The following is a 23,483-nucleotide window of genomic DNA, read 5'->3' as shown; positions in this document are numbered from 1 at the left end:
CACCGCGAAGAAGATCGTCATCGACGAGAGCGGCGTCGTCCCGACCGTCTGATCATCGTTCGTCCGGGGCGCCCGAGCGCCCCGGACGGGTGTCCACGTGCGTCACGGCGCTCCTGTGGCTGGCGGACGCGCCAGGCTGTCCAGGGCTGCCGAAGTGAGCTGCCCTGAGTTTCGTAGTGTCCGGTGATCTTGTTTCAAGCGGACCGCGGGGTTCGCTCGTGGCCCGGCCAGAAGGCTTCCTCGTACTTGGCGAGCGGTACGAAGGGTCCTGAACCTTTGTGCGTGGACCGGCTCCCGCATACCGGAAGCATGCGGGCGGGTGCCACATGAGCGGGAGGTGCGGGACCGGACTCAGCTGACGGCGGCCTCGTTGAGCTTGCCCTCTTGTAGGAGACCTGGACGTAGTCGAACACCGCGACGCTGCTCGACCCATGGCCGAAGCCGACAGGCCCAGGTCGACGCCGTCGAGGTGGGACCACCGTCAGGCTGTGCGGGCGGAACTTGAACTCGACCTTGTCGTCTCCGGGGACGGTGCGGGCGAAGATGCCCGCAGAGCGGGCGGAACGGGTGCTGTGGACTTCGAGCTTTCCGACATCACGGGAGGAGCTGACCGGGCCCGCTGACCCAGATCCGGTTATGGCTGGGTTTCTGCCGTCCCTCCCAGTGTTCGCAGGGTTTCGAGAATGGTGCGGACGCCGAAACCGGTTGCTCCATGCGGGACCTCTCCGTACGGCGGCTCGTTGTTCCAGGCCGGCGCCGCGATGTCCAGATGGGCCCAGCGGGTGCCCGGGGACAGGAAGTCGGAGAGGTAGAGGGCGGCCTGGACGGTATCGCCATGCCGGTGCGAGCAGTTGACGCGGTCGGCGACGGCAGAGCGCAGATGGCGGCGCTCGTGGGCGAGCAGCGGCAGCCGCCACAGGGACTCCCCGGCCCGCCCGGCAGCCCGGCCCACGAGGTCCGCGATCGCATCGTTCGGGGAGAAGAGGGCGCCGACGCGGGTGCCGATGGCATGCACCGCCGCCGAGGTCAGGGTAGCCACGCCGAGTACGAGATCCGCCTGCCCCGGCCTGCTCGCCCGCAGCAGTACGTCGGCAAGCAGCACCCGTCCCTCGTTGTCCGTGTGGGTGATCTCGGTGGTCGTCCCGTCGAGGTGCCGCACCACGTCCCCCACGCGAAGAGCCCCGCCGTCGGGCATGTTCTCCGCCAGCGGCAGATGCGCCCGCACGCGGATCGGGAGCCCGAGGCGGGGTAACGCGACCAGCGCGCCAAGGACGGCGGCGGCCCCGCCCATGCCGGCCTTCATGGTGTGGAGTTCGTTCGAAGGCTTGAGCGAGAGTCCGCCGGAGTCGCAGGTGACCCCCTTGCCGACCAGGGCCACCGTGAGCGTGGGTGGTTGTGCGGGTTCGTGTATCAGCTCCACGTACCGCGCAGGTTCCGCCGAGCCCCGGCTCACGGCCGCAAGACCCGCCAGCCGCAGCTGTGCGAGGCCGGCCCTTCGTACACCTCACAGGACAGGCCGGCCTCCGCTGCCGCGGCCTCGATCCGGTGGGCGAAGGAGGCTGGAGTGAGCACTCCTGGTGGGGAGTTGACGAGGTCCCTGGCCAGACAGGTGCCCTCGGCCCCGGCCAGTGCCTCCAAGAGAGCTTCGGGTGCGCCGCCCGTCACACGCACCTCGACGGGCGGTGGCAGCGGCCGGGCCGAGCGGAAGGTGTCGTACCGGTACAGCGCGAGCCTGGCCCTCTCCGTCACGGCCCGGACCCGTTCGGCGGCCGGCATCGCCGTTCCCTCCGTCAGGGCGAGATCGAGGCGTACGGTCCGCGCCGGGCCCACGGCCCTTATCGCTGCGGCAGCGGCCTGCCGGAAGACCGCGGCCGTCGCCGAACCGGCCGGGCCAAGACCCACGTTCAGGAGCACGCTGCGCCCGTCCTCGGCCGGCTCGGCCACCACCTGGCCCTCCTTGGCCAGGAATCCTCGCCGCCGCGCGAAGGGGCTCGCTTCGGCGGCGCAGTGCCAGGGGCGTGCCACCACATCGGCCGGTTCGTGCGGTTCACCGGCGCGGACGACGGTCATGGCGGCGGCCTCGTCAGACCCGCTCGTACTGGGCGGCGGCGTCCCGGCGCAGCAGCCCCTCGTCGATCAGCGCGCGCCGCAGGCTGACCCAGTCGTCGAGCCAGCCGCCGCAGATGGCGTTCACCTTGGGCTCCGGGTAGGTGACGTCTTTCTCGAAGGAGTCCGCGACGACCGAAAGGACCCGGTTGCGCACCTGCGCGTTTCCGGGGATCGAGGTCAGTCGGCCCTTTCGGAAGTACGCGCCGGCCCCGTCCCCGCCGCCCCGACCGGTCAGCCGTACCTCCTCACGCATGGCGAGGCGGAAGGCGTCGTCAAGGAGCATGTACGTGCCCTGCGCAGGGTCGTGAAGGGCGACCTTTCCCTCCGCCAGCTTCTGCAGTGCCATCGCCGCGGCCGCCGGGCGCAGCCCGGTGCGCTCCGCGACCTGCTCCAGGGTCGTGGCGCCGAGCACCAGGGCCGCGTACGCCGCCCGCCGGTCGTTCTGGGCGAGCAGGCCGACCAGGTCGCGACAGGACGGCGGGCGCTCCTGCGACTCGGCCGGGCCGGAGGCGTCTGGGGTCTGGGACGGGTCGGGCGTGTTCGTGGGAGTCAACTGTGCGCTCTCAGTTTCTCGTTCGGGCCCGCGCACCGGATCAGGGCGGGCGGTCGACGGATCGGGAACGTGTCCCGGAACTCCCCACGACTATCGTGCGGAGCGGCTGCCGGGAAACGGCATATCGGTGACATGCGGACGGTTCAAGCCAGATCCCGGCCCGCCGGTGCCGCCGTCGAGCCCGGGCCGCCGCCGTCGGCCCGGTGCGGGCCCCAGGGACAGGGCCACCGCGCTGCGGGCCCGCCGTGGAGTGCCCTTGGCCGGCGGGGTGCGGTAGGCGGAGGGCACGGCCCTGGTGGCCAACGCGATCACCTTCGTGCCCTCGCTGTGGATCCACCGCCTGCGCTCCCGCACGGAGCGTGCGGCGAATCCACCGTCCTGCCGGGCCCACCAGCACGCCGCCGGGGCGTCGAAAAAGGGGACCCGCAAAAGGAGCCACCCGGCCGCATCGCCGTCGAGCCGGCGGACCACGGTCTCGGATGCTCCCGGGGAGGGCTGACCACAAAGATCCACCTGCCTGTCGGGCAGGGACAGAAGCCGCTCTCGATCGTGATCACGGCCGGTCAGCGGGGCGATTCCCCGCTGTTCGAGTCGGCCCTGGACACGATCCGGGGTGCCCCGACTCGGCCCTGGACGGCCTCGCAGGCGACCGTCCCGGCCCTGTTCCACCCGTGTGTCAAGGAGGACAAGAACAGCCCGTCGGCCACATCCGGATCGGGCTGTACCTCCCCTTGGCCCGCTCGCTCGCGACCGTCCACGACCAGCGACGGGCCCCGGATGCACAGATCAGGCGGCTTCGGACGGCCGGCGACCGGTGACAGCGGGGGCCGGCCTCCGACACGAGACCGGCACCCGTCATGGCAGTGATCCAGGGCAGGACCGCTCAGGCGCCGATCTTCCCGATCCCCACCCCGGCCCGGACGAGGGAGGGAACGTCGGCCGCCGGGTCCAGCGTGTACGAGTAGTACGTGCGCGGCTCGGTCACCGTTCCGTTGGTCTCGCACGTACCGGACCCGGTGAAGACGTTGCTGCGCTGCACCAGCCGGCCCGGCCCTGACGCGTCGTACCCGCTGGCGGAGTAACAGGGGTGCGGAACGCTTTCGAAGTAGTTGCCCTCGACCACCACGCCCGCGTTCATGGTCGATGCGACGCCGTATATGGCGTTGCCCTTGTAGTAGTTGTTGTAGATGTGCACCGGCTCGCCGAACCGCACCCGCGGATGCCGCTGACGTGAGCCGTCGAAGAAGTTGTGGTGGATGGAGACCTTCAGTTTGGCCGCGTCCTGGCTGCCGTTGCCGTCGGAGTGCCCGAGCAGCATGCTCTTGTCGGTCTTGTTGAACCAGTTCCACGAGACGGTGACGTACTGGGAGGCGCGGACGATGTCGATCGCCCCGTCGACCGGTGCGACGAACTCGTTGTGGTCGATCCAGATGTGGTGGGACTCCTGGCCGACGTTGACGGCGTCGTCCTCGGCGTTGGTGAACTTGAGGTTGCGCACGATGACGTTGTAGGAACGGTAGAAGTCCAGGCCGCCGCCGTTGATGACCGCCGAGGAACCGACCCCGATGATGGTCTTGTTCGGGCGTACCCCCTGCTTGCTGGTGATGTTGATGGTGCCCTGCACGCGGATGACGAGCGGGCCGGTCGTGTCGATGTAGTCCAGGAACTGCTGGGTGTTGGTGGCGGTCACGGTCGGCCCGCCGACTCCGCCGGTGGTGCCGTTCTGGCCGAGCGCGTTGACGGCCGCGAAGCCGGTGGGGGACGTCTCCGCCAGCGGTGCCGGGGTCTGCGCGGCGGCGCTGTCACTGCCGGCCGACACCGCCGTCCCGCCGAGCAGCAGAGCGAGCGCGAGAGCCGTAACGCCGCGTGCGGCACGTAACGGCCGCTTCGGCACGGGCAGTTTCAGGAGCGACGACCTCATGCGGTTCCTCCTCAGCTGAGTGAGTGGATCTTTTCGACGCCCGGGCCCGCTTGCACCGGGACGGGGCGGTCCGGGGCGAGGTGGGTACTTTGGCTGCCGTCCCGGGTGCGTACGGGTGAACGGCGAGCGGCTCGGCCACTGGGTGGGCGGACTCGCCAGTTCGCCTGACTCGTTGGCGGCTGTGCCTGATGCCCTTGGCGTCCCCGGTGGCGGCACCGGTCTGTGCTGGGCCGGGTGCATGTCGACACTCTCCTGTCAGGAGATGCGCCCCGCGCGGGCGGACGTGTTGAGGCGCGAGCGGAAAGATAGAAAGCGCTTTCCAATATGTCTTGGACGTTACTCAGATGTCCCGAGCATGTCAACGATGCCTCCGGGGTGAAGGAGTCCGTGGACGGATCGACCTCGTTGGCACTGGGCAGCCGGTGATCGGGGTGGCGATGCGCTCAGCGACGTGATGCGGTCGGTGAAGTCGGGGTCGGGCAGCGGCAGGTCGAGGTCGTCGTCGACGTATGCAAATCAACGGGCCCGCGTGGTGTGAAATCGTGCGCCTTCAGCCTGTACTCCGTCCGCAACCGGCAAGCCCCGGTGACGTCGAGCCGGGCGCTGCCCCGGGATCAGGTGGATCGGACGAAGGGCACCCTCATCCCGCAACGTACTGTTAGGCAGCCTCAGCTGCTTGAGCACGGGGAAGTGGAAGTGATGGAGAAGGGTGCATGCCGGGAGTCGTAGGTCGCCGCGTCGGCTGGCTGGTCGCCGCCCTTCTCCTGTTGTCGCTGGCCGTGTTGCTGAGCCTCGCCGTGGGCAGTCGTACGATCCCGCCCTCGGCGGTGTGGGACGCGCTGGCACACGGCGGCACCAGCGACGACGCCCAGGTCGTACGGGCGCTGCGGGTGCCGCGGACGGTGATCGGCGTACTCGTCGGCGTCGCACTGGCCGTCGCCGGCACGGTCCTGCAGGGCATCACCCGTAACCCCATCGCCGAGCCCGGCATCCTCGGCATCAGCCAGGGCGCCTCCCTGGGCGTCGTCTGCGCCATCGCCTTTCTCGGCGTGCACAGTCTGACCGGGTACGTCTGGTACGCCTTCGCCGGCGCCGGAGTCGCGGCGGTCTGCATCTACGCCGTCGCGGGCAGCGGGCGGGGCGGGGCGTCGCCGGTGAAGCTGGCGCTGGCCGGGGCGGCGATGAACGCGTTCCTCGCCTCCGTCGTCTCGGCGATCCTCACCACCAACGCGCGGGCGCTGGACGAGTTCCGGTTCTGGGACGTCGGCTCGATCAGCGGGCGGGACGCGTCGATCGCCGGTCAGGTCTGGCCGTTCCTGCTCGCCGGTCTGCTGCTGGTGCTGGCCATGGCCCGCGGCCTCGACGCGCTCGCCCTCGGCGACGACATCGCCCGGGGGCTCGGCCGCAACGTGGCCCTCCTGCGGGCGACCGGCGCCCTGGGCGCGACCGTCCTGACGGGCGCCGCGGTCGCCGCGGCCGGCCCCATCGCGTTCGTCGGGCTCGCCGTACCGCACATCGCCCGCGCCCTCGTCGGCCCCGGCCACCGGCTGCTGCTGCCGATGGCCGCGCTGCTCGGCCCGGTGATGGTGCTCTTCGCGGACGTCCTCGGCCGGGTCGTCGTACGGCCCTCGGAGGTACCGGCGGCTGTCATGACGGCGCTGGCGGGCGTGCCGTTCCTCATCGTGCTGGTGCGCCGGAAGGTGACAGCGGCATGACGTACGTCGACGACCGCGACGGACGCGACGATCCGCAACCCGAGCGGCCCGCCCCGGCCGGGACCGCCGCCTCCCCGGCGACCCTTACCTCCTCCTCAACCTCCGCCGTCCCGGGGCCGCGTGGCTCCGTCTCCGTCCGGCCCGCCGGGCATGTTGTCGTGCGGGGTGGGCGGGGGAGCAGTTTCCTGGTGCATCGGCGGGCCCTTGTCGTGGCCGTCGTGCTGACCGTGCTGCTCGCGGGTGCGGTCGTCGTGTCGCTGTGCGTCGGGGAGGCCTTCGTCTCGCCGGCCGAGGTCGTCCGCGTGCTGTTCGGGCTGCCCAGTCCCGATGAACTGGTCGTCGGGACGCTGCGGTTGCCGCGACTGGTGACGGGGCTGCTGGTGGGAGTCGCGTTCGGACTGTCCGGGGCGCTGATCCAGACCATGGCCCGCAACCCGCTCGCCAGCCCCGACGTCATCGGGGTGACGCACGGCGCGGGCGCGGCGACGGTGGCCGCGATGACCTTCGGTCTCACCTCGTACGCCGCCCTGCCGTACGTGTCTGTCGCGGGCGGGCTGCTGACCGCCCTGCTCGTCTATCTGCTCGCCTGGCGGGGCGGTCTCAGCGCCTCCCGGTTCGTCCTCGTCGGCATCGGTATCTCGGTGGCGCTCGGCTCCCTGACCCGGCTGCTGGTGACCAAGGGGGACTATCTGGTCGCCCAGCAGGCCAAGGTGTGGCTCACCGGGTCGCTCAACGGCCGGGGCTATGACCAGGCGGCGCCGCTCGCGACGGTCCTGCTGCTGCTCGTACCGTTCCTGCTGTGGGCGGCCCGCGCGCAGCGCAGTGCGGCGTTCGACGACGACACGGCCACCGCGCTCGGCATCCGGCTCGGCCGGGTACGGCTCGGGCTGAGCGTCCTCGGGGTCGTTCTCGCGTCCGTCGCGACCGGCGCCGCCGGCCCGGTCGACTTCGTGGCGCTGCTGGCCCCGCAGATCGCCCGGCGGCTGACCCGCACCCCGCATGTCCCGCTGGTGTGCTCCGCGTTGACGGGCGCGCTGATCGTGGTCGTCGCGGATGTGCTGGCCCGCAAGCTGCTCTCGCCGCTGGAACTGCCGGTCGGCGTCTTCACCGCCCTCGTGGGCGCCCCCTATCTGATGTGGCTGATCGTCCGCACCCGCGGCAACCGCTCCGGAGGAACCGCGTGACCGGCAACCGCCCCGCCGAACCCGACAGTCCCCGTAGGGAAACCGACAGTCCCGGTACCGAACCGGACAGTCCCAGTGCCGCGCGGGACAACGCCGCCGCACAGGACGGTGTCCCGGCCGTGCCGGTCACCGCATCCGCCGTGCGGGACGGCGCCCCCATCATCCAGGGCGACGGCACCCCCGCCGCACAGCACAGCCCCATCCCCGCACAGGACAACGCCCCCACCGCCCATGGCAACGGCACCCCCGCCCCCGCCAACCGCCTCGCCGCCCGCAAGCTCACCCTCGCCTACGAGGACCGTAGGGTCGTCGAGGAGTTGGACCTGGAGGTCCCGGACGGAAAGGTCACGGTGATCGTCGGGCCCAACGCCTGTGGCAAGTCGACGCTGTTGCGGGCGCTGGGCCGGCTGCTGAAGCCGCGTCGGGGCGCCGTGCTCCTGGACGGCACCGAACTGGCCCAGGTCCCCACCCGGCGGATCGCCCAGGTGATCGGGCTGCTGCCGCAGACTCCGGTGCCGCCGGAGGGGATCACGGTCGCGGACCTGATCTCGCGCGGGCGCCAGCCGCACCAGAAGTGGTGGCGGCAGTGGTCCGACTCCGACGAGGCGGCCGTCGCCCACGCGATGGAACGCACGGGAACCACCGACCTCGCCGACCGCCCGGTCGACGAACTGTCGGGCGGTCAGCGGCAGCGCGTGTGGATCGCGATGGCCCTCGCCCAGGACACCGACCTGCTGCTGCTCGACGAGCCGACGACCTACCTGGACATCGCCCATCAGGTCGAAGTCCTGGACCTCGTACGGCAGTTGAACCACGAACGCGGCCGGACGGTGGTCGCGGTGCTGCACGACCTCAACCAGGCCGCCCGCTACGCCGACCATCTGATCGCCATGAAGGCGGGCCGGATCGTGGCGCAGGGCCCGCCCGCCGACATCGTCACGGCCGACCTCGTCCAGGATGTCTTCGGGCTCGCCTCGGTCGTCGTACCGGATCCGGTGACGGGTGATCCGCTGGTGGTGCCGGGCCCTCCGGGTGTCAGGAACCACACCACCCCTGGCCTCCCGGCCCACAGGGAGCCCATAAAGTAAGGGGTACCTAAGTTCTACGACGGGAGCTCCCCCCATGTCCCTCCGCCGTCGCGGCACTTGCGCCGCAGCCCTCGCTCTCGCCTCCGCACTGGCCCTCACCGCGTGCGGCGGATCCTCCGACAGTGAGGGGTCGAAAGCCAAGGCCTCCGCCGGGGCCGCCGGGAAGAAGGACGTCGCCAAGGGCGGCAAGGACTTCGCGGACGCGGCGAAGAAGACCGCCGCGATGGGCACCGACGCCAAGGCGGGCGAGTGGCCGCGCACCATCGAGCACGCGATGGGCGAGACGGAGATCGAGTCGGAGCCGAAGCGGGTGGTCGTCCTTGACGTCGGCGAGCTCGACAACGTTGTTTCACTGGGGGTGAAGCCGGTCGGTCTCGCCCCGACCGAGGGCTCGCCCGAGCTGCCGTCGTATCTGAAGAAGGACGCGGGCAGCCCGAAGAACGTCGGCACGATCAACAGCCTCAACCTGGAGGCGATCGCCGCGCTCAAGCCCGACCTGATCCTCGGCAGCCAGCTGCGCGCAGCCGACAAGTACGACGAGCTGTCCAAGATCGCGCCGACGGTCTTCTCCGTCCGCCCCGGCTTCACCTGGAAGGAGAACTACCTCCTCAACGCCGCCGCCCTCGACAGGACGGCCGAGGCGAAGGAGAACCTGGCGGCGTACGAGGCGAAGGCCGACGCGCTGGGCACGAAGCTCGGCGCCGACAAGCCGACCGTCTCGATGGTCCGTTACATGCCCGACGGCGTCATCCGCCTTTACGCCAACGCCTCGTTCATCGGCACGATCCTCAAGGACGTCGGCGTCCCCCGCCCGAAGAACCAGGACATCGAGGACCTCGCCGCCGAGGTGAGCGCCGAGAACATCGACCAGGCCGACGCGGACTACATCTTCACCGGCGTGTACGGCGATCCGAAGGCCACCGACAAGTCCGCCACCCAGGGCAACCCGCTGTGGAAGAACCTCTCCGCCGTCAAGGCCGGTCACGCGTACGACGTCCCGGACGAGACCTGGTACCTCGGCCTCGGCGTGACCGCCGCCGACGAGGTCCTCGGCGACCTGGAGGACCACCTCGCCCCGTAGCACAGGGAATGGAGCAATCGCCTTCAGGGCGATGGGTCGTCGCCGTCCACAGTGGTGAGGGCGACCTCGAGCAGATGCAGGATCTCGGAGTTGAGGGACCGCCGGTCGGTCTCTGCTTGCGAGACCAGTCGGGCGTGAAGCTCATCGGGGATGCGGACGGTGACTTTGGCCATGACGCCATCGTGCCACTATGGTGGCGGCATGTCACGTTTCCGGATGTACCCGACGCGCGGGCAGGGAGAGCAGCTGCTCTTGCACTGCGCGCACGCCCGGTACGTCTGGAACCTCGCCGTCGAGCAGCACGCGCACTGGCGCAGGTGGCGCAAGTCCGCCCCCGGCTTTGCCGAGCAGTGCCGTCAGCTCACCGAAGCCCGACGCGACAACGAATGGCTCGGTGCCGGGAACGCTGACGTGCAGCAGCAGGCCCTGAAGGACTTCGCCAAGGCCAAGAACGCCCGCTTCACCTCGGGGTTCGGCGAGCCGGCCTGGCGCAGGAAGTTCCGGCCCGAGGGCTTGAGGGCCATCGGCACCGACCGCACACCCGAGTACAACGAGGACGGCACGCCGAAGCTGAACGCGAAGACCGGCAAGCAGGTCAAAGTGCCGGGCTGCGGCTGGGTCCGCTTCCGCCTCACCCGCCCGAAGCTGCCTGCGGCGAAGACGTTCAGGGTCACCTTCCGCAACGGGCAGTGGCACGCGGCGTTCGCCGTCATCCCCGACCCCATCGACGCGCCCGCCACGGGCGAGGTCATCGGCATCGACCGGGGCGTGAGCATCACGGCCGCCCTCTCCGACGGCCGCACCCTCAACTGCCCCCAGCTCACCACCAAAGAGCGCGCGCAGATCCGCAAGCACCAACACCGCGCCGCCCGCGCACCCAGGGGCAGCGACCGCAAGACCGCCGGGTACGCCAGGGCCGCCCGCCTCAAGGCCCGCGAAGCCGACCGGCGCAAGGACTGGTGCGAGAAGACCAGCACCATGCTCGCCCGCACGTACGACCTGGTGCGGTTCGAGAAGCTGAACATCAAGAACATGACCGCCAGGGCAAAGGCCAGGCCCGACCCCGACCAGCCCGGCCAGTACCTCACCAACGGCCGCGCGGCCAAAGCCGGACTGAACCGGGCGATCCTCGCCCAAGGGTGGGGCCTGCTGAGCCGGCGCACCGAGCACAAGGCCACCGGCCGGGTCGAAGACGTCCCCGCCCCGTACACGAGTCTGCGATGCAGTGCCTGCGGATGGTTCGACAAGAACTCACGCAAGAGCCAAGCCGAGTTCGTCTGCTCCTCCTGCGGCTTCACCTGCAACGCGGACACCAACGCCAGTATCAACGTCGCGGCAGGACAGGGCGGGATCCCCCGCCCCCGGCGAACAGCCGGTGCCGGAGGGACGACACCGCCCACACAGCGGTCGAACGTCCGTGAACCTCACCCCAACCCGGTCGGAATCCCCCTCTTTTAAGAGAGGGGGAGGATGTCAACTGCTTGGAGAAGACGCATGACGGATGCGAGCACCGGCAAAGTGGTCGTGAACAGGGTGATGTCCCTCGATGGGTTCATCGCCGGTCCCGGCCACACGATGGACTGGATCTTCGAGCACATGACGTCGGCGACGTTCCCGGAGGTCATGGCGGCCACGGGCGCCATGCTCATCGGCCGGGGCACGTACGAGGTCGGCAAGCGCATGTCCGACGAGAACCCCGACTACGACGGCGGGGCGCAGTTCGTCCTCACCCACCGCCCGCCCGACGAGCCGGACCCCAACGTCACCTTCCTCACCTGCGACATCGAGGAAGCCATGGCCACGGCACGCCGCGCCGCCGGCGACAAGAACCTGGAGATCCTCGGCGCCGACGTGGCCGCCCAGTGCCTGCAGCGCGGCCTCGTCGACGAGATCCTGGTGTACGTGCTGCCGGTGCTGCTCGGCGACGGCGTCCGCTTCGCGCCGCCGGGCCTCGACCGGATCGACCTGGAACCGTTCAGCAACGTCCAGTCGGGCGGGGTCACCATGCTGCGCTTCCACGTGCGCAAGTAGGCGCGGTCGCACCTACTGGCCTGCTGTCATGGCCCCCATCCGGTGGGGCAAGTTCCCCACTCTCGCTGAACGTCAACTGGCCCGGCGGTGGCTGCAGTTCATGGCGAACATCGGTCGGGTTTCCCACACGATCGACGCGTACGGGCGGGCGGTCGAGGAGCACCTGCGGTTCTGTGCAGGTGAAGGCACAGATCCCGTACTGGCCGGTGCGGACACGGTTGCCGCCTGGATCGGGGACATGCTCGACCGTCCCCGCCGGCGATCAGCGAAGGCGCCGCTGCATCCGGAGACGGGACTGGCGAACGCGACCGTCCAGCAACATGTGGCGGCCGTGCGGTCGGCCTGGCGCTGAGCGGTGCAGCTCCGTCATGGTCGCCTACGGGTGGGGCTACCGTGATCCCGGCGTGTAGCGCGCAGCCGTGCTGACATGCCCTGACTCTACGATTGCAGAGGCAGGGCTCTGAGGCTGTAGAGGGTGCTCGGACCGAACGGAAGTGGTGTTCCATGCCGAAACGTCACGCGGTGGTGGCCGGGGCCGGAATCGGCGGCCTCACCGCCGCCGTCGCATTGCACCGCCGCGGCTGGCGCGTCACCGTCTGCGAACGCGCCCCCGAACCCCCCGCCACCGGCGCCGGTATCGGTCTCGCCCCCAACGCCCTGCGCGCACTCGACAGCATCGGCGTCGACGCCGCCCGCGCCGCCGGCAGCGCCGTACCCACGACGATGGGCGTACGCCGCTCCGACGGCCAGTGGCTCACCCGGACCGACACCGCCGACATGGCAGCCCGCTACGGCATGCCCCCGATCGCCGTTCCGCGCCCGGCCTTCACCGCCGCCCTGGCTGCCTCCCTGCCGCCGGAGGCTCTCCGCTACGGCACCGCCGTGACCGCCGTCGACGACGCCGCGGGCCGCCCGATCATCCGTACGGCAGCCGGCCCAGACCTTCCCGCCGATCTGGTCGTCGCCGCCGACGGCATCCACAGCCCGCTGCGCCGCGCGTACTTCCCCGCCCACCCCGGCCTGCACTACATCGGCGAGACCGCCTGGCGGACCATCGTGGACGCCCCGGACCTCCGGATACCGGCCATGAGCGAGACCTGGGGGCGGGGCGAGCGGTTCGGCGTCACCCCGCTCTCCGACGGCCGGTTTTACCTCTACGCCACCGCGGTCCTCCCGGCCGGCACCCGGTCGGCCGACCCCCGCGCCGAACTCCGGCTCCGCTTCGGCTCGTGGCACGACCCGATTCCGGCCCTGCTGGACCGCGTCCGCCGCCTCGACCCTGCCGACGTCCTCCAGAACGACCTCTACGACCTGGCCGCTCCGCTTCCCACCCTGCACCACGGCCGGATCGCCTGGCTGGGCGACGCCGCCCACGCCATGGCTCCCAACCTCGGTCAGGGCGGCTGCCAGGCCATCGAGGACGCGGTGCTTCTCGCTCACCTGCTTCCCGCCGGAGACGGCGGAGACAGCACAGACTCCGTCCCGGCCGCCCTCGCCGCGTACACCGCCGCCCGCCGCGGGCGTACCGACGCCGTGCGCGTCCGCGCCCGCCGGGTCGGCCGCCTGGGCGCCCTGCGTAACCCGCTCGCGGTGGCGGCCCGCGACCTCGCTCTCCGTGCCACCCCTGCCCGCCTGGCCCTGCGCGGCATGGACGACCTCTTCAACGGCTTCCGCCTCCCCGGGTAGCAGGGACCGCGAGCCTCTGTCGTCAAGGTCCCGCTGGGCCGCGCGGCCCAGCACCGCTGCTCGCTTCGTTGTCGGACCGCCCAACTGCGTCCAGTACTCGAGCGGACCTCCGCCTTGCGACGCACGCACCGGACAACACGTGCCCTATCGGGAGACTGTGACGACAGGGCCTCCAGTTCAGAGCTTCCCGGCGCATTCGGTCCTGGTCATACTGCCGGGGTGACTGTGCCCCGCGATCCCGGCGCGCCGCCGGCTACGCCGCTGCGCGTGAGTACGTGCTGGACCATATTCGAGTTCGACGGCCAGGCTGTCGAACTGACGCGGAGGGCCTGGCTCCTGCCCTGGGGCCGCACGACGCGGTTCGCGTTGGACTCGCTGCTGATCCTGGACATCCCCCGGGGGCCGGTCACGGGACAACGCGCCGCGTATCAACAACGTCCTCGTCCTGCACGGTGAGGACGGCGGCCGAGAGTGGACACGACACATAGGTCTGGGGAGATCGGCACGCCTGCTCGGACGCTTCGTGTGGTTCACGTACTGCGTCGACGAGGCGCTCGCCGAACGTGCCCGACTCCTCCTTGCGGCCCGTGGCCCGTCCGCGCCGGGCGGCCCTGCCGCATGGGACGCCGAGTACACCGAGACGATCATCCGTCTGCTCTACGGCCGCCCACCCCGGTGGCATCGTGGTCGGCCGCCGTCCGCCGCCCCCTTGGACTCCCTCACCGCGACTCCTTGTGGACATCGGCCGTTGCGTGAACTGCTCGCGGACGGCCGGCTGAACGAATTCTGGGTGTTCGTGCGGAGCCCGCCCGCACCGGTGAACTGGGAACCGCGCGCGGAGTTCGTCCTGCGCTGGGGCCGCGAGCTCTACCACGCCGACTTCAGACCCAGCGTCGCTTGGGACCTGAACCACACCAGTGCTGACTGGGGCCGGATTCTCGGCAAACTGCGGCATCGGCTCCTCGTTGGGGCCGTCCGGCATGCCGTCGACCATCCCGACCTCGATGTCGAAGACCGCCCGCGCCCGCTGCGCCAGCTGTGGCGGTGGGCGGGATTCGACGAGTACACCGTCGCCCGACACGCCCATGATCGACTCAGTGCGACGGCCGGTCCGGTGTGACTTGCTGTAGAAGACGCCGAGTGAGAGTTCGCCGGACCACTGCTGCCGGTGTCCTTGCGGGGCCGGAGGCGGCTGGACGACCGCAGGGTGCTGAACGGGATCGTGTGGAAGTTCCGTACCGGGACGGCCTGGCGGGACGTGCCGGAGCGGTACGGCCCCTGGGCCGGCCTGCACACCCGCTTTCGCCGGTGGGCGCTGGACGGCACCTTCGAGCGGATGCTCCGGGCGGCCCGGGCGCACGCCGACGAGGCGGGGGACATCGACTGGCTGGTGTCGGTCGACTCGACCGTCGTCCGCGCCCACCAGCACGCCGCGGGGGCCCGAAAAAGGGGGGCCCGCAGTCCCGGCCTCGGACGCTCCCGAGGCGGTCTGACCAGCAAAATCCACCTGGCCTGCGACAGTGTGGGCCGCCCGCTCGCCTTCACGCTCGCGGGCGGCAACACCAACGACTGCACCCAGTTCACCGCCGTGGTGGAAGCCATCCGGGTGCCCCGTATCGGCCCGGGACGGCCCCGCACACGGCCCGCCCACGTGCTGTGCGACAAGGGCTACAGCTCCCGGGCCATCCGCACCTGGCGCAGGCGGCGGGGCATCGGCCACACCATTCCCGAGCGGTCCGACCAGGTCCGCAACCGGCTCCGACGCAGCAGCCGAGGCGGGCGCCCGCCGGCCTTCGACAAGCAGCTCTACAAGCGACGCAACGTCGTGGAACGGTGCTTCAACCGCAGGAGCAGTGGCGCGGCATCGCTACCCGCTACGACAAGCGCGGCTACGTCTTCCTCGGCACCGCAACCACTGCAGCCCTGATCATCTGGCTTCGAAGGTGAGTCCCGGCCTCACAAAGCGATCGGCCGATACTCCAGGGCCTGATCGACTACCTCATCAGCCGAAAGGTCCCGCTCCGGCGGCCAGAAGATCAAGCCACTGACGTGGCCGGGCGGGCATGCTAGGGCTCTGTCGAGCCTGCCCAGCCAACCGGCCACCTCGTCATCGAAGGCACAGCCCGCATCCATGATGCGCTGCACGAGCGCGACTGCCTCCGTGCGGCTCAACTCCACTGCACTCACCAGGCCCTTCCACCACAGCCACCGTAATGGCATCCGTGATCGCCCGGACAGGTCCTAGCCGGTCGCCGAGCTCGAGCATCGTGTTGGTGGTCGAGGCGACGTTCCAGACCTGCGGGGTCCGCCGGCCCTCGATGGAGTCGTGCGGGACGCCAAGGCAGACCATTGCGGATGCCTTGACGATGTCGATCACCGCGACCCTGGCGACCGTTCCGTCGTCGTGGTCTTCTCTCAACCCCTCCATGAGGCGCCCCCTGTTGTGCTGGTTCGGGCAGGGGCTGCCCGGGGAGCCTGAGGATCGGAGAAGCTGATGGGCGTGCTCACGGGCAGTGCGCTTACGGCGGCGACCCCTTTTGGATCGACCGGTTGAGCAGGGCGGTCCGGTACATGGCGAGGTAGTAATTCGTGTGGGTGTACATGGGATCGGTGCCGCCGTCCCGTGGCGACCGAGACGGCGTGGTGAACAGCGAGGGGTCCAGAACCATCCACCGGGTCAAGAAACAAGTACCTGCGGACGCACAGGGTGGGCGCGACGTGCCAGCCCCAGTACACGACGCAGTTGGGGTTGTTCTTCGTGTCGACGTGCAGGTTGCCGCTGATCCACACCTTGTTGGGAGACCGGAGATTATTGATCATCAGTCGGCACATCTCGTTGGCGCGGGCCATCGTGGCGTCGAGCTGGTCGAAGTTGTCCTGGGCCCTCGCCGCCGACGGGCAGCTCAGCCACCATCCGAGCCAGTCCCACCACCGCTTCCTACTTCGACGTACACCGGCCGGCGTTGCTCACGCGGCTGCTCCAGCACCGTCCGGTATCCCGTCGACCTCGGGTCCGCCGCGTCGAGGCGGGCCCGTCGCACGTCGAGCACGATGGTGGTGTCGCCGCCCTCCTCGGCGGGCTCCTCGATGATGATCGAGGTGGCGATGATCGCGTTCTCATCCCTCATCCCGGTCTCCTGACGGTGTTGAGGCGTTGAGGAGTACGGCGACACCTCCGACGATCCGACCCGTGTCGGCCCGTCGCTGTACGAGGTCGACTCGATGGCCGTGTCCTGGTTCCCATCCCTCCGGGAGTTCGACCTTCAGGCCGACGACGAGTGGTGAGAACGGGTCGGCGCCGAGCGGCACCGGCTCGTCGGGCAGCTCGGCCTGCCACGCGTCGGGGAACCGCCGCAGGACGGCATCGAGGTCGGCCGAGGCCAACACGGCGCGCGCGATGGGAGCGACCGGCGCCGAGGGTGCGACTCCGCCACAGTCGAACTGCGGCGCAGCCTCCCGCGCACGGGACCGCACCGGATCGTCGACGAGCGGACGGGGGTCCAGGCCCGCGTTCTTGAGCAGTTCGGCCGAGCGGTGGACCACTGCGACCTGTAGCCCGGGATCGGAACGCCGTACGTGCACGAGCTGCTCCCCGCCGAGCCGGTTGGTCAGTACGACCGGGACGACGACGTACTCTCCCGGTGCCAGGTCGACCACGGTGAGGCTCTTCTGCGCGAGATTCCCGGCCTGCCAGACATGGCCGCCGGCCGCGGGATCGTCGAAGCGGCTCAGCACCGAGGCGACCACACAGGTATGGGATCCGGGCGCCGGCACGGACGCCTTGGGCCAGCGGGCCTTGACGATGCGGCTCTCTCCCGGCGCCAGGTCGAACTCGGCCTTCACCGCTGTGGCCTCGAAGAAGTCGGCCGGGAAGACGAACTCCGTCCCCGCATACCCGGTCGCCCGGAACGTCACCACGAAGTGCGCCGCCGCACCGCCACCGGCCCGGTTGCGCACCCGCGCGTGGAACCAGTTGTCCTGGCCGTACTCCGGATTCTGGTGGGTGGTGCCACCGTCGTCGCCGGTGCGGACCCAGAGATCGGGGGAGTCCCAGAACACGCCCGCCCAGTTGTCCGCCCCGGGATCGGCGATATCGTCGCGCAGCCAGAGGGCGGGAGCCGGGAAGGGGTCGGGCAGGCCGTAGACGAACCGGTGGAAGGCGTGCACCACCCGGACGTCGCCGCTGCGCGCGACCAGATGCTCCTCCAACCGCTCGGTTGACAGTGGCAGCCCGCCCGCCTGGGACTCGTACAGGGACCGCATGTGGGTGTTGAGGGGCCCGGCGCCCGTCATTGCGGCCAGTCCCTTGAAGAGCGCGCTGCCCGAGACGTAGGAGGCGGTCGGAGTGTGGCGCTGCCAGGGGTCCCGCGAGCACAGGGCTACGGGCGGGGCAGTGAAGTCGAGGGGGACGGCGTCGTTCGCTCCGTCGTCGTGGAACGTGGTGAAGCCCTCGTCCCACCACCCGTCGGACTGGTCTGCGGGCTTGAGGCCGCGGGCGAACCAGCTGTGGAACGTCTCGTGGAGGAGGGCGCCGGCGGACGTGGTCGTCCCTCCTTCGTACTCCATGCCCCCGCTGCCGGTGAAGTACGCGACGTACCGGTCGTCATGGAGGTAGCCGCCATAGCCGATCTCGTTGTCGACGAGGAGGGTACGGATCGCGGCGATCTGAGCCGTGGGGTCGACGGCCGAGCCGGCCGGCCGCCACACCTCGATGGTGACCGTCTTGCCGGACACCGGCAGCATCACGGTTCCGGTGGTCCGCTCGACCGTGTCGGACGCCCGGATCTCCAGCAGGGGGGACACCGAGCTGAACCGGGCCGGGAACGCCACCGTCCAGTGGCGGGCGGCGAGTTCGGTGACGGAGCCGTTGGTGATCACCGAGTGTGGGACGGCCGTGTTGTCGATCCGGATGTCCAGGTCGATGGAGTACTGGTCGAACTGCAGGTTGGCCGGCAGCCAGGCCTCGAGGTAGCGGGCGCGGTTCAAGTCGGACAGTGCGAGCGCGAAGGTCAGCCGGGGACCCGGCGCCCACTCGATTCTCGGCAGGTAGGAGCCGCCGAGCTGGCTGTCCGGGACGGCCAGGGGGTACCGAACGCGCAGGGTGTGCACCGACCCCGCGCTCTGGCTCGCCTCGATGACGCGCAGATCGGTGAAGGGACCGGTGCCGAAGGCATGGTGGGCCAGCTTGGCCGCGGGGAACGGCGTACCGTCCAGCCATGCCTGGGAGACCGACTGACGCAGGTCGAAGAAGGGGTTCCCGGCCGTCGGCCCCACGGTGTAGGTGAGGGTCGCGTCGGCCGAGGCCGAAGCAGACGTACCGTCGAAGACGATCGACGCCGTGATGGAGCTGATGTCGACCGGGACGGCGAGCAGTCCGTCGACCGTCTTCGGAGGTGGAGCCACTTCCCAGTTGCCGGCCATGGTCCCCTCCCGGGTCAGCCGGAGCCGGAGTCCGGATGACCGAACTCGATGTCCAGGTTGATCTTCCGCACCGTGACCTTCGTGACGTCCGCTCCGTCGACGCCTAGGCGTTCGAGCAGACCGTGCGCCGGCGCGCCGTCGGCGCGTGCGCTCAGCCCGCTCAGCCCGCCGCCTTCCGCATCCGCTGTCAGGCCGGGATCGACGGTGTAGCGCATCCCGCCGATCTCCATCCCGTCGGCCAGCAGGGACACCTCGATCGTCTGGTCGCCGGCGGTCTGCAGCTCCTCGGCGGTGAACGACGCGCCCGGCACCAGCTGCAGCTTCAACCTCCGCTTCTCGCCCGGGTTCAGCCGGAATCCGTTCGCCGCGTCGTTGAGATCGAACGCCCACCCCTTGTTCGCGAGGACGGTCGGCATGGTGACCCTGAGCTCCATGAACGCGGGCCGGGTCCGGCTGTTGCCGGCGACGAAGACCGCGTCGGCCATCGACGAGATCAGGGCCTCCGGGCCCGCGCCGCCGGGCACGAGGGCGACGTTGCGCTGGCCGATGTTGTTGTCGTTCGGCACCAGCCGCCATTCCTCGATCGACTCCGAGCCGGTGAAGTGCACCACGTTGCTCGGGTCGCCCGCCGTGGAGGCGATCAGCAGCGCGCAGTCGTGGCCGTGGACGTTCTCGTTGGGCACCCACTCGAACGGACCGAACACGACGTCCGCCGCGTTGTTCGCCGCGACACCGGGCGCGGTCAGCCCCGCCGCCGGCGACATGGGCGTGAAGTCGCCCGGCCAGCTGAGCCCTGCTCCGGGCAGGCAGTGGTAGCCCTGGACGGTCACGGTCCCCGACGCCGAGGTACCGCGGTTCTTGACCTGCACGTAGAAGAAGTTCTTCGTGCCCGCGATGGCGTTCTGGTGTCCGGGCAGACCGTCGGGCGCGTTTCGGTTCCACATCGACTGATTCGCCCAGTGCACCGGCTGGAACTCGTACTCCCCGGCGCGGCCGTCGTCGATGTACACGTCGACGTCCGGCGGCTTGCCGCCGTACGATCCCTGCTTCTCGAACCCCCAGCGGATCACCTTGTTGTAGGCACCGCCGGACAGACCCTCGGACAGCCAGTTCTCCAGGTCCGCCCCCTGCAGCTCCTCGCACCACAGCTGGGCGCCGCGGCCGGGGACCCGGTTCATGGTGACGGGGTCCACGTTGTCGGGGTTGGTGCCGGGAGTGAGCTGTCCGATGGCGCGCAGGATCAGGTACGTCGCGGTGCGGGAGGCGAACAGCCGCCTTCCCAGGTCCGGGTGGTCGCCGCCTATCGCGCGGTAGATCCGGAAGTGGCAGGTGGCCAGGATCTCCTCACTCTTGTAGTTCTCGTCGTCCTCGGGTCCGCCCCAGAGCCACGTGCGGTCGAAGCGACGCGAAACCAAGGGCCGGAACGGTGCGTAGCGGAACCGCTCCGTTGTCCCCCGCAACGCGGACTCGGGGTCCATCTGCAGCGCGGCCAGGCCGTCTCCGGCGCTGTGGGCGAATCCGAACGTGCCCTGGTCCACGTGGTCTCCGAGAGATCCGTGACCACCCATCTCGTGCCAGTGCACCCACGGGTCGACCGCGCGGCCCAAGGGCTGGGCGGTGTTGGTGAGGTCGCACAGGGAGTAGCACATGTGGCCTGTGCCGCCGACGCCGTTGGGCGTCCAGTGCGCGTTGATGGCATCCGTGCCTGTGCCGCGGTGGTCGACCGGGATGGGGAATTCCGTCCCGTCGAAGTAGCTTGCGATCGGGAAGCCCAGGTCGGCGATCCTGCGGAACAACTGGGTCTGGTGGTAATAGGCGTTGACCGCCGCGAAGTCATTGGTCCGCGGCGCGAAGTTGAAGTCCGACCCCGACGGACGGGTGGGAGGGGCCTGGTTCGGAGCTTCGACGTCCTGGATGACCACGAACGTGCCCCGCAGTTTCTGGGACCCGTTGACCGGAGCGTCGAGATGGCGGAGGACCTCGCTCGAGTCGTGGTTGTGCAGGATCGCGTCGCTGTCGTCAGCGGTGACGGTCAGATCACCGGTGCCCACATTGGGGTCGACACGGAAGACCATGCCGTTGACGAAGCAGGTCTGGCACTCGACGTAGAGGACGGAGCCGGTCTCTACCTCGGAGAGGAGGAGCCAGACCAGATTGCCGTACCCGGGAACGTCGTGCCGGACGACCATCTCGGCGCACAGGTACGTGCGTCCGGGCTCGATCGACCCGTCGACCGGAGCGATGTCCGGGAACGGCGGTGTGGTGTCCTCCCCGGTCGGGGCCCCCACCTCGTCCGAGGGGCCCGGCAGGTCCTCGTCGGGGGGTGTCGGCTTGCCGGCGAAGCGAAGTTCCGGCTGGTAGCGGTAGGCGACGAACCGTCCGTTCATCAGACCGGTCTCGGCGCTCTCGCCGTTCCGCTTCTCAGCGGCCTTCCCGGTGAGACCGAGCGTGCGCCGGACGACGCGTGTCGCTTCCTTCACCTCGGCCGGGATCTCGGCCTCCGCCTCCGCCTCGGCGCGGTGCGCGACGCGGCCGAGGAATCCGGCGCCGTCCTGGAAGAGCTTGCGGTAGGAGTCGATCCGCTCCTCGCTCGGCAGCGTGCCTTCCAGGTCGGGTTGCGTGTTGTTCGTGACGCCGACGATCCGGTTCGGCCCGTGCTTCACCTTGACCGAGATTCCGCGACGGAACACCGGCACGTCGAAGTAGGTCTGCGTGAAGGCGACGGTCGTTGCGTCGAAGAGCCTCTTGTCGTTCTCGATCCGGTACTCGACGTCCTTCTCCTCGGGCGCCATGGCCGCTGCCCTCATGCGCAGGTTGCCGAGTTGCGGCCGCGCCAGCCCGAGCACGTCCGCGGCTTCCCTGAGGTAGGCGCTCGCAGCCTCGACGGGATCGTTCTCCTCGCTGGCCTGGAGCTCCTGGCTGTGCCGGATGTGCGTGACGTTGGCGCCGTCCTTGGTGATGTGGCCCTTGACCGAGCCGTCGTAGAAGGTGGGCATCGGAATCTTCCCGTCCAATGGGCCTGGAACCAGGCCGGGGACGCGTCCGGCGCCGCCTTGAACAACGGTTGATACGCCGTCAGCGTGGGATGTGAGCCCGGGTCCCGGGGGTGGACCGTCGCGTGGCAACGGGAACGGTCTGAGGCGACCGCGCCACTGCTTCCGCGAGGGGAATGCGTACAACGCGGGCAGGGAGTCAGGCTTCGATTTCGAGCCTACGCCGCGGCTTTCCCGGTGTCGATTCGGCAAGACACCCCGGGCCGCCTACCGTCGAGGTATGAGCGAGAGTGTCGTTGGGCACGAGCTCAACGCACCGGTGACGCATACGAATCCGGGGGCTCGTCCCGTGGCGGCGACGCGCTCGTGTGTCACTCGATCCGATCTGCGGTCCCGGAGGCAGGTCTCCTGGGACGAGCAGGGTGTCGGTGCGCTGTGGGGCCAGCCGAAGTCCTGCACGGTGACGGTCGCGGATCCGCCTTCATCGCTGGTGGTGTACTCGCCGGGGCCCGTGGAGGGCACGTAGCCGTCGGCGAGGATGTCGTCGGTGTCGTCCTCCCCCACGAAGGCGCACACCTCGGCGACGGGGTGGGGGGCGAACTTGTGTTCGGCACCGCCGAACAGCGGATAGCGGGGCTGGGTGGGGGTGTTGATGTCCCGGTCCGGGTGCTCTTACAGGGCGGTCTGCTGGCCCCACGGCGCTCTCACGACGACTTCACCTAGGGGCTCGGGCAGGTCGTTGTCGTCGCTCTCCGGGGGATGTGGAGCAGCGATCCGTCGGCGCCGGGCTGCCGGATGGGGCCGGCACGGGTGCGGCTTTTGTCCAGGGCAGGTCCAGGGAGTCGAGGACGGTCTGCTGTTCGGGGGTGAGTCTGTCCCACCGCGACTTGGTGTTCGAGACCCACACGCCCAGCTTCCCGTTCCACGCACTGTGTGAGGGCTGCCAGGCCTCGCTGGAACGCCTGTCCTGCCTCATGAAACGGGCCCCGGCCGCCCCGGCGAGGGGTGGCCGAGGCCGCCTGTGCGTGTTGCGTTTCAGGGGCGTCCGAGGGCGCGGAAGGTCCATCCGGCTTCGCGCCAGGTGGCCGGGTTGAGGGTGCCGAGGCTGCCGATGACCCGCGGCTGCCCGGCTCGGGTGGCGAGACGGTGGGGGTCGATGGGGGAGAACGGCGGCCGCTCGGTCAGGTGCAGCAGGAGGTCGGCGTCCTGGACGGCGGCGATCGGGTCGTCGATGTAGTCGAGTTCGGGGTGCGTCTTGCGGGCGTTGTCGAGGGCCCGGGGGTCGGTGACGGTAACGGTGGCGCCGAGTTCGTGGAGTTTGTGGGCGAGGGCGGGGGAGTCGCGGATGTCGTCGGTGTCGGGTTTGAAGGCGGCGCCCCAGACGCTGATCCGTCGTCAGCGGCGCGGTCCGCTCCACGAGTTGCAGCTGGACGGACGTGGCCGGCACGTCGCCGACGGCCACCAGAGTGCGGGCGGTGTCGGTCGCGGCGCGGATCCGGCGCTCTGGTGAGGGCAGCACGGCCGGCACCAGGTCGACGGCGTAGGCCAGGGCGCGGTCGATGTCGCCGAGCTCCGAGTGGATCCCGCCCCCCTCAATGCCCGGAGTACGTCTCTTTTCAGCCATGCCCCTATAACGCCCCGGCACGGAAAGGTACTTCCGTACAGGAGGACCCGTCTGACATCTTGCATCCACCACTCGTT

General features: G+C 70.1%; 21 protein-coding genes and 1 pseudogene. 11 read left to right on the top strand and 11 right to left on the bottom strand.

All coding sequences use genetic code 11. The features are described 5' to 3' along the window. Positions 1–634 precede the first annotated feature (634 nt). The 4 genes from ACH4TV_RS46650 to ACH4TV_RS46635 form a co-directional block, all read right to left on the bottom strand. Positions 635–1,453: a leucyl aminopeptidase family protein gene (locus ACH4TV_RS46650; RefSeq protein ID WP_398407556.1), complete on the bottom strand. Its 819-nt coding sequence runs from the start codon at positions 1,451–1,453 to the stop codon at positions 635–637. After that, positions 1,450–2,070, bottom strand: coding sequence for a M17 family peptidase N-terminal domain-containing protein (locus tag ACH4TV_RS46645; protein WP_398407555.1), 621 nt, complete (start codon positions 2,068–2,070; stop codon positions 1,450–1,452). The genes ACH4TV_RS46650 and ACH4TV_RS46645 overlap by 4 nt, the downstream gene beginning before the upstream one ends. Before the next feature lie 13 nt (positions 2,071–2,083). Further along, positions 2,084–2,662, bottom strand: a complete 579-nt coding sequence (locus ACH4TV_RS46640) for a DUF2087 domain-containing protein (protein ID WP_398407554.1) — start codon at positions 2,660–2,662, stop codon at positions 2,084–2,086. Positions 2,663–3,545: 883 nt separating this feature from the next. Then, positions 3,546–4,583 carry a polysaccharide lyase family 1 protein gene (locus ACH4TV_RS46635; RefSeq protein WP_398407553.1) on the bottom strand — a complete coding sequence of 346 codons (1,038 nt, stop codon included), beginning with the start codon at positions 4,581–4,583 and terminating at the stop codon, positions 3,546–3,548. Positions 4,584–5,296: 713 nt separating this feature from the next. Between ACH4TV_RS46635 and ACH4TV_RS46630 the strand changes: the two genes are divergently transcribed. From ACH4TV_RS46630 to ACH4TV_RS46615, 4 genes are all read left to right on the top strand, one after another. Then, positions 5,297–6,298 (top strand): FecCD family ABC transporter permease, encoded by a 1,002-nt coding sequence (locus ACH4TV_RS46630; protein WP_398407552.1) that lies wholly within the window; start codon positions 5,297–5,299, stop codon positions 6,296–6,298. Beyond that, positions 6,295–7,482, top strand: a complete 1,188-nt coding sequence (locus ACH4TV_RS46625; protein WP_398407551.1) for a FecCD family ABC transporter permease — start codon at positions 6,295–6,297, stop codon at positions 7,480–7,482. Before ACH4TV_RS46630 ends, ACH4TV_RS46625 begins: the two co-directional genes overlap by 4 nt. A gap of 200 nt (positions 7,483–7,682) precedes the next feature. Further along, entirely contained in the window at positions 7,683–8,570 is an 888-nt protein-coding gene (locus ACH4TV_RS46620; protein WP_398407559.1) for an ABC transporter ATP-binding protein, read from the top strand. A 34-nt stretch (positions 8,571–8,604) separates the two neighbouring features. Beyond that, positions 8,605–9,651, top strand: coding sequence for an ABC transporter substrate-binding protein (locus tag ACH4TV_RS46615; RefSeq protein ID WP_398407550.1), 1,047 nt, complete (start codon positions 8,605–8,607; stop codon positions 9,649–9,651). A gap of 23 nt (positions 9,652–9,674) precedes the next feature. On the opposite strand, the gene ACH4TV_RS46610 is transcribed toward ACH4TV_RS46615, so the two are convergent. Continuing rightward, on the bottom strand, positions 9,675–9,824 hold the full coding sequence (locus ACH4TV_RS46610; protein ID WP_398407549.1) for an Arc family DNA-binding protein: 150 nt from the start codon (positions 9,822–9,824) through the stop codon (positions 9,675–9,677). 28 nt (positions 9,825–9,852) lie between these two features. Here ACH4TV_RS46610 and ACH4TV_RS46605 point away from each other — a divergent pair, with 28 nt between their 5' ends. The 6 genes and pseudogenes from ACH4TV_RS46605 (at position 9,853) to ACH4TV_RS46580 (ending at position 15,315) form a co-directional block, all read left to right on the top strand. Next, the gene (locus ACH4TV_RS46605) at positions 9,853–11,109 is read left to right on the top strand and encodes an RNA-guided endonuclease InsQ/TnpB family protein (protein ID WP_398407548.1); all 1,257 of its coding nucleotides are present in this window, start codon (positions 9,853–9,855) and stop codon (positions 11,107–11,109) included. 36 nt (positions 11,110–11,145) lie between these two features. Continuing rightward, on the top strand, positions 11,146–11,682 hold the full coding sequence (locus tag ACH4TV_RS46600) for a dihydrofolate reductase family protein (RefSeq protein ID WP_398407547.1): 537 nt from the start codon (positions 11,146–11,148) through the stop codon (positions 11,680–11,682). A 28-nt stretch (positions 11,683–11,710) separates the two neighbouring features. Next, positions 11,711–12,034 carry a hypothetical protein gene (locus tag ACH4TV_RS46595; RefSeq protein WP_398407546.1) on the top strand — a complete coding sequence of 108 codons (324 nt, stop codon included), beginning with the start codon at positions 11,711–11,713 and terminating at the stop codon, positions 12,032–12,034. 152 nt (positions 12,035–12,186) lie between these two features. Next, a complete protein-coding gene (locus tag ACH4TV_RS46590) occupies positions 12,187–13,368 on the top strand; it encodes an FAD-dependent oxidoreductase (protein ID WP_398407545.1) in 1,182 nt (393 codons plus the stop codon). 748 nt (positions 13,369–14,116) lie between these two features. Continuing rightward, positions 14,117–14,488, top strand: coding sequence for a hypothetical protein (locus tag ACH4TV_RS46585; RefSeq protein ID WP_398407544.1), 372 nt, complete (start codon positions 14,117–14,119; stop codon positions 14,486–14,488). Positions 14,489–14,527: 39 nt separating this feature from the next. Further along, a pseudogene (locus ACH4TV_RS46580) lies at positions 14,528–15,315 on the top strand (IS5 family transposase). Between the two features lie 9 nt (positions 15,316–15,324). Here ACH4TV_RS46580 and ACH4TV_RS46575 read toward each other — a convergent pair. The 6 genes from ACH4TV_RS46575 to ACH4TV_RS46550 all read right to left on the bottom strand — a co-directional run bounded on the left by ACH4TV_RS46575 (position 15,325) and on the right by ACH4TV_RS46550 (position 23,129). Next, positions 15,325–15,555, bottom strand: a complete 231-nt coding sequence (locus ACH4TV_RS46575) for an e9imm peptide (RefSeq protein WP_398407543.1) — start codon at positions 15,553–15,555, stop codon at positions 15,325–15,327. Between the two features lie 228 nt (positions 15,556–15,783). Then, entirely contained in the window at positions 15,784–16,218 is a 435-nt protein-coding gene (locus tag ACH4TV_RS46570) for a protein-glutamine glutaminase family protein (protein ID WP_398407542.1), read from the bottom strand. Positions 16,219–16,271: 53 nt separating this feature from the next. Beyond that, positions 16,272–16,496: a hypothetical protein gene (locus tag ACH4TV_RS46565; RefSeq protein ID WP_398407541.1), complete on the bottom strand. Its 225-nt coding sequence runs from the start codon at positions 16,494–16,496 to the stop codon at positions 16,272–16,274. After that, positions 16,486–18,789, bottom strand: a complete 2,304-nt coding sequence (locus ACH4TV_RS46560) for a hypothetical protein (RefSeq protein WP_398407540.1) — start codon at positions 18,787–18,789, stop codon at positions 16,486–16,488. The genes ACH4TV_RS46565 and ACH4TV_RS46560 overlap by 11 nt, the downstream gene beginning before the upstream one ends. Before the next feature lie 14 nt (positions 18,790–18,803). Then, positions 18,804–21,785 (bottom strand): hypothetical protein, encoded by a 2,982-nt coding sequence (locus tag ACH4TV_RS46555; protein WP_398407539.1) that lies wholly within the window; start codon positions 21,783–21,785, stop codon positions 18,804–18,806. 1,032 nt (positions 21,786–22,817) lie between these two features. After that, complete coding sequence (locus ACH4TV_RS46550; RefSeq protein WP_398407558.1) at positions 22,818–23,129, bottom strand: UDP binding domain-containing protein; 312 nt, start codon at positions 23,127–23,129, stop codon at positions 22,818–22,820. On the opposite strand from ACH4TV_RS46550, the gene ACH4TV_RS46545 reads away from it, so the two are divergent. After that, positions 23,128–23,292 carry a hypothetical protein gene (locus ACH4TV_RS46545; RefSeq protein WP_398407538.1) on the top strand — a complete coding sequence of 55 codons (165 nt, stop codon included), beginning with the start codon at positions 23,128–23,130 and terminating at the stop codon, positions 23,290–23,292. The two genes, ACH4TV_RS46550 and ACH4TV_RS46545, sit on opposite strands and share 2 nt — an antisense overlap. Positions 23,293–23,483 lie beyond the last annotated feature (191 nt).

Source organism: Streptomyces sp. NPDC020898 (assembly GCF_044333925.1).
In the GTDB taxonomy this organism is placed as follows: Bacteria; Actinomycetota; Actinomycetes; order Streptomycetales; family Streptomycetaceae; genus Streptomyces.
The sequence above is the reverse complement of the archived record's forward strand: the minus strand, read 5'-3'. Positions and strand labels throughout refer to the sequence as shown.

Bases quoted from the DNA above. Each gene is read 5' to 3' on its own strand.
- ACH4TV_RS46600 (WP_398407547.1), top strand. From the start codon at position 11,146: ATGACGGATGCGAGCACCGGCAAAGTGGTCGTGAACAGGGTGATGTCC.
- ACH4TV_RS46610 (WP_398407549.1), bottom strand. From the start codon at position 9,824: ATGGCCAAAGTCACCGTCCGCATCCCCGATGAGCTTCACGCCCGACTG.
- ACH4TV_RS46625 (WP_398407551.1), top strand. From the start codon at position 6,295: ATGACGTACGTCGACGACCGCGACGGACGCGACGATCCGCAACCCGAG.
- ACH4TV_RS46565 (WP_398407541.1), bottom strand. From the start codon at position 16,496: ATGAGGGATGAGAACGCGATCATCGCCACCTCGATCATCATCGAGGAG.
- ACH4TV_RS46560 (WP_398407540.1), bottom strand. From the start codon at position 18,789: ATGGCCGGCAACTGGGAAGTGGCTCCACCTCCGAAGACGGTCGACGGA.
- ACH4TV_RS46645 (WP_398407555.1), bottom strand. From the start codon at position 2,070: ATGACCGTCGTCCGCGCCGGTGAACCGCACGAACCGGCCGATGTGGTG.
- ACH4TV_RS46595 (WP_398407546.1), top strand. From the start codon at position 11,711: ATGGCCCCCATCCGGTGGGGCAAGTTCCCCACTCTCGCTGAACGTCAA.
- ACH4TV_RS46545 (WP_398407538.1), top strand. From the start codon at position 23,128: ATGTCGTCGGTGTCGGGTTTGAAGGCGGCGCCCCAGACGCTGATCCGT.
- ACH4TV_RS46615 (WP_398407550.1), top strand. From the start codon at position 8,605: ATGTCCCTCCGCCGTCGCGGCACTTGCGCCGCAGCCCTCGCTCTCGCC.
- ACH4TV_RS46570 (WP_398407542.1), bottom strand. From the start codon at position 16,218: ATGGCCCGCGCCAACGAGATGTGCCGACTGATGATCAATAATCTCCGG.
- ACH4TV_RS46590 (WP_398407545.1), top strand. From the start codon at position 12,187: ATGCCGAAACGTCACGCGGTGGTGGCCGGGGCCGGAATCGGCGGCCTC.
- ACH4TV_RS46635 (WP_398407553.1), bottom strand. From the start codon at position 4,583: ATGAGGTCGTCGCTCCTGAAACTGCCCGTGCCGAAGCGGCCGTTACGT.
- ACH4TV_RS46630 (WP_398407552.1), top strand. From the start codon at position 5,297: ATGCCGGGAGTCGTAGGTCGCCGCGTCGGCTGGCTGGTCGCCGCCCTT.
- ACH4TV_RS46605 (WP_398407548.1), top strand. From the start codon at position 9,853: ATGTCACGTTTCCGGATGTACCCGACGCGCGGGCAGGGAGAGCAGCTG.
- ACH4TV_RS46555 (WP_398407539.1), bottom strand. From the start codon at position 21,785: ATGCCCACCTTCTACGACGGCTCGGTCAAGGGCCACATCACCAAGGAC.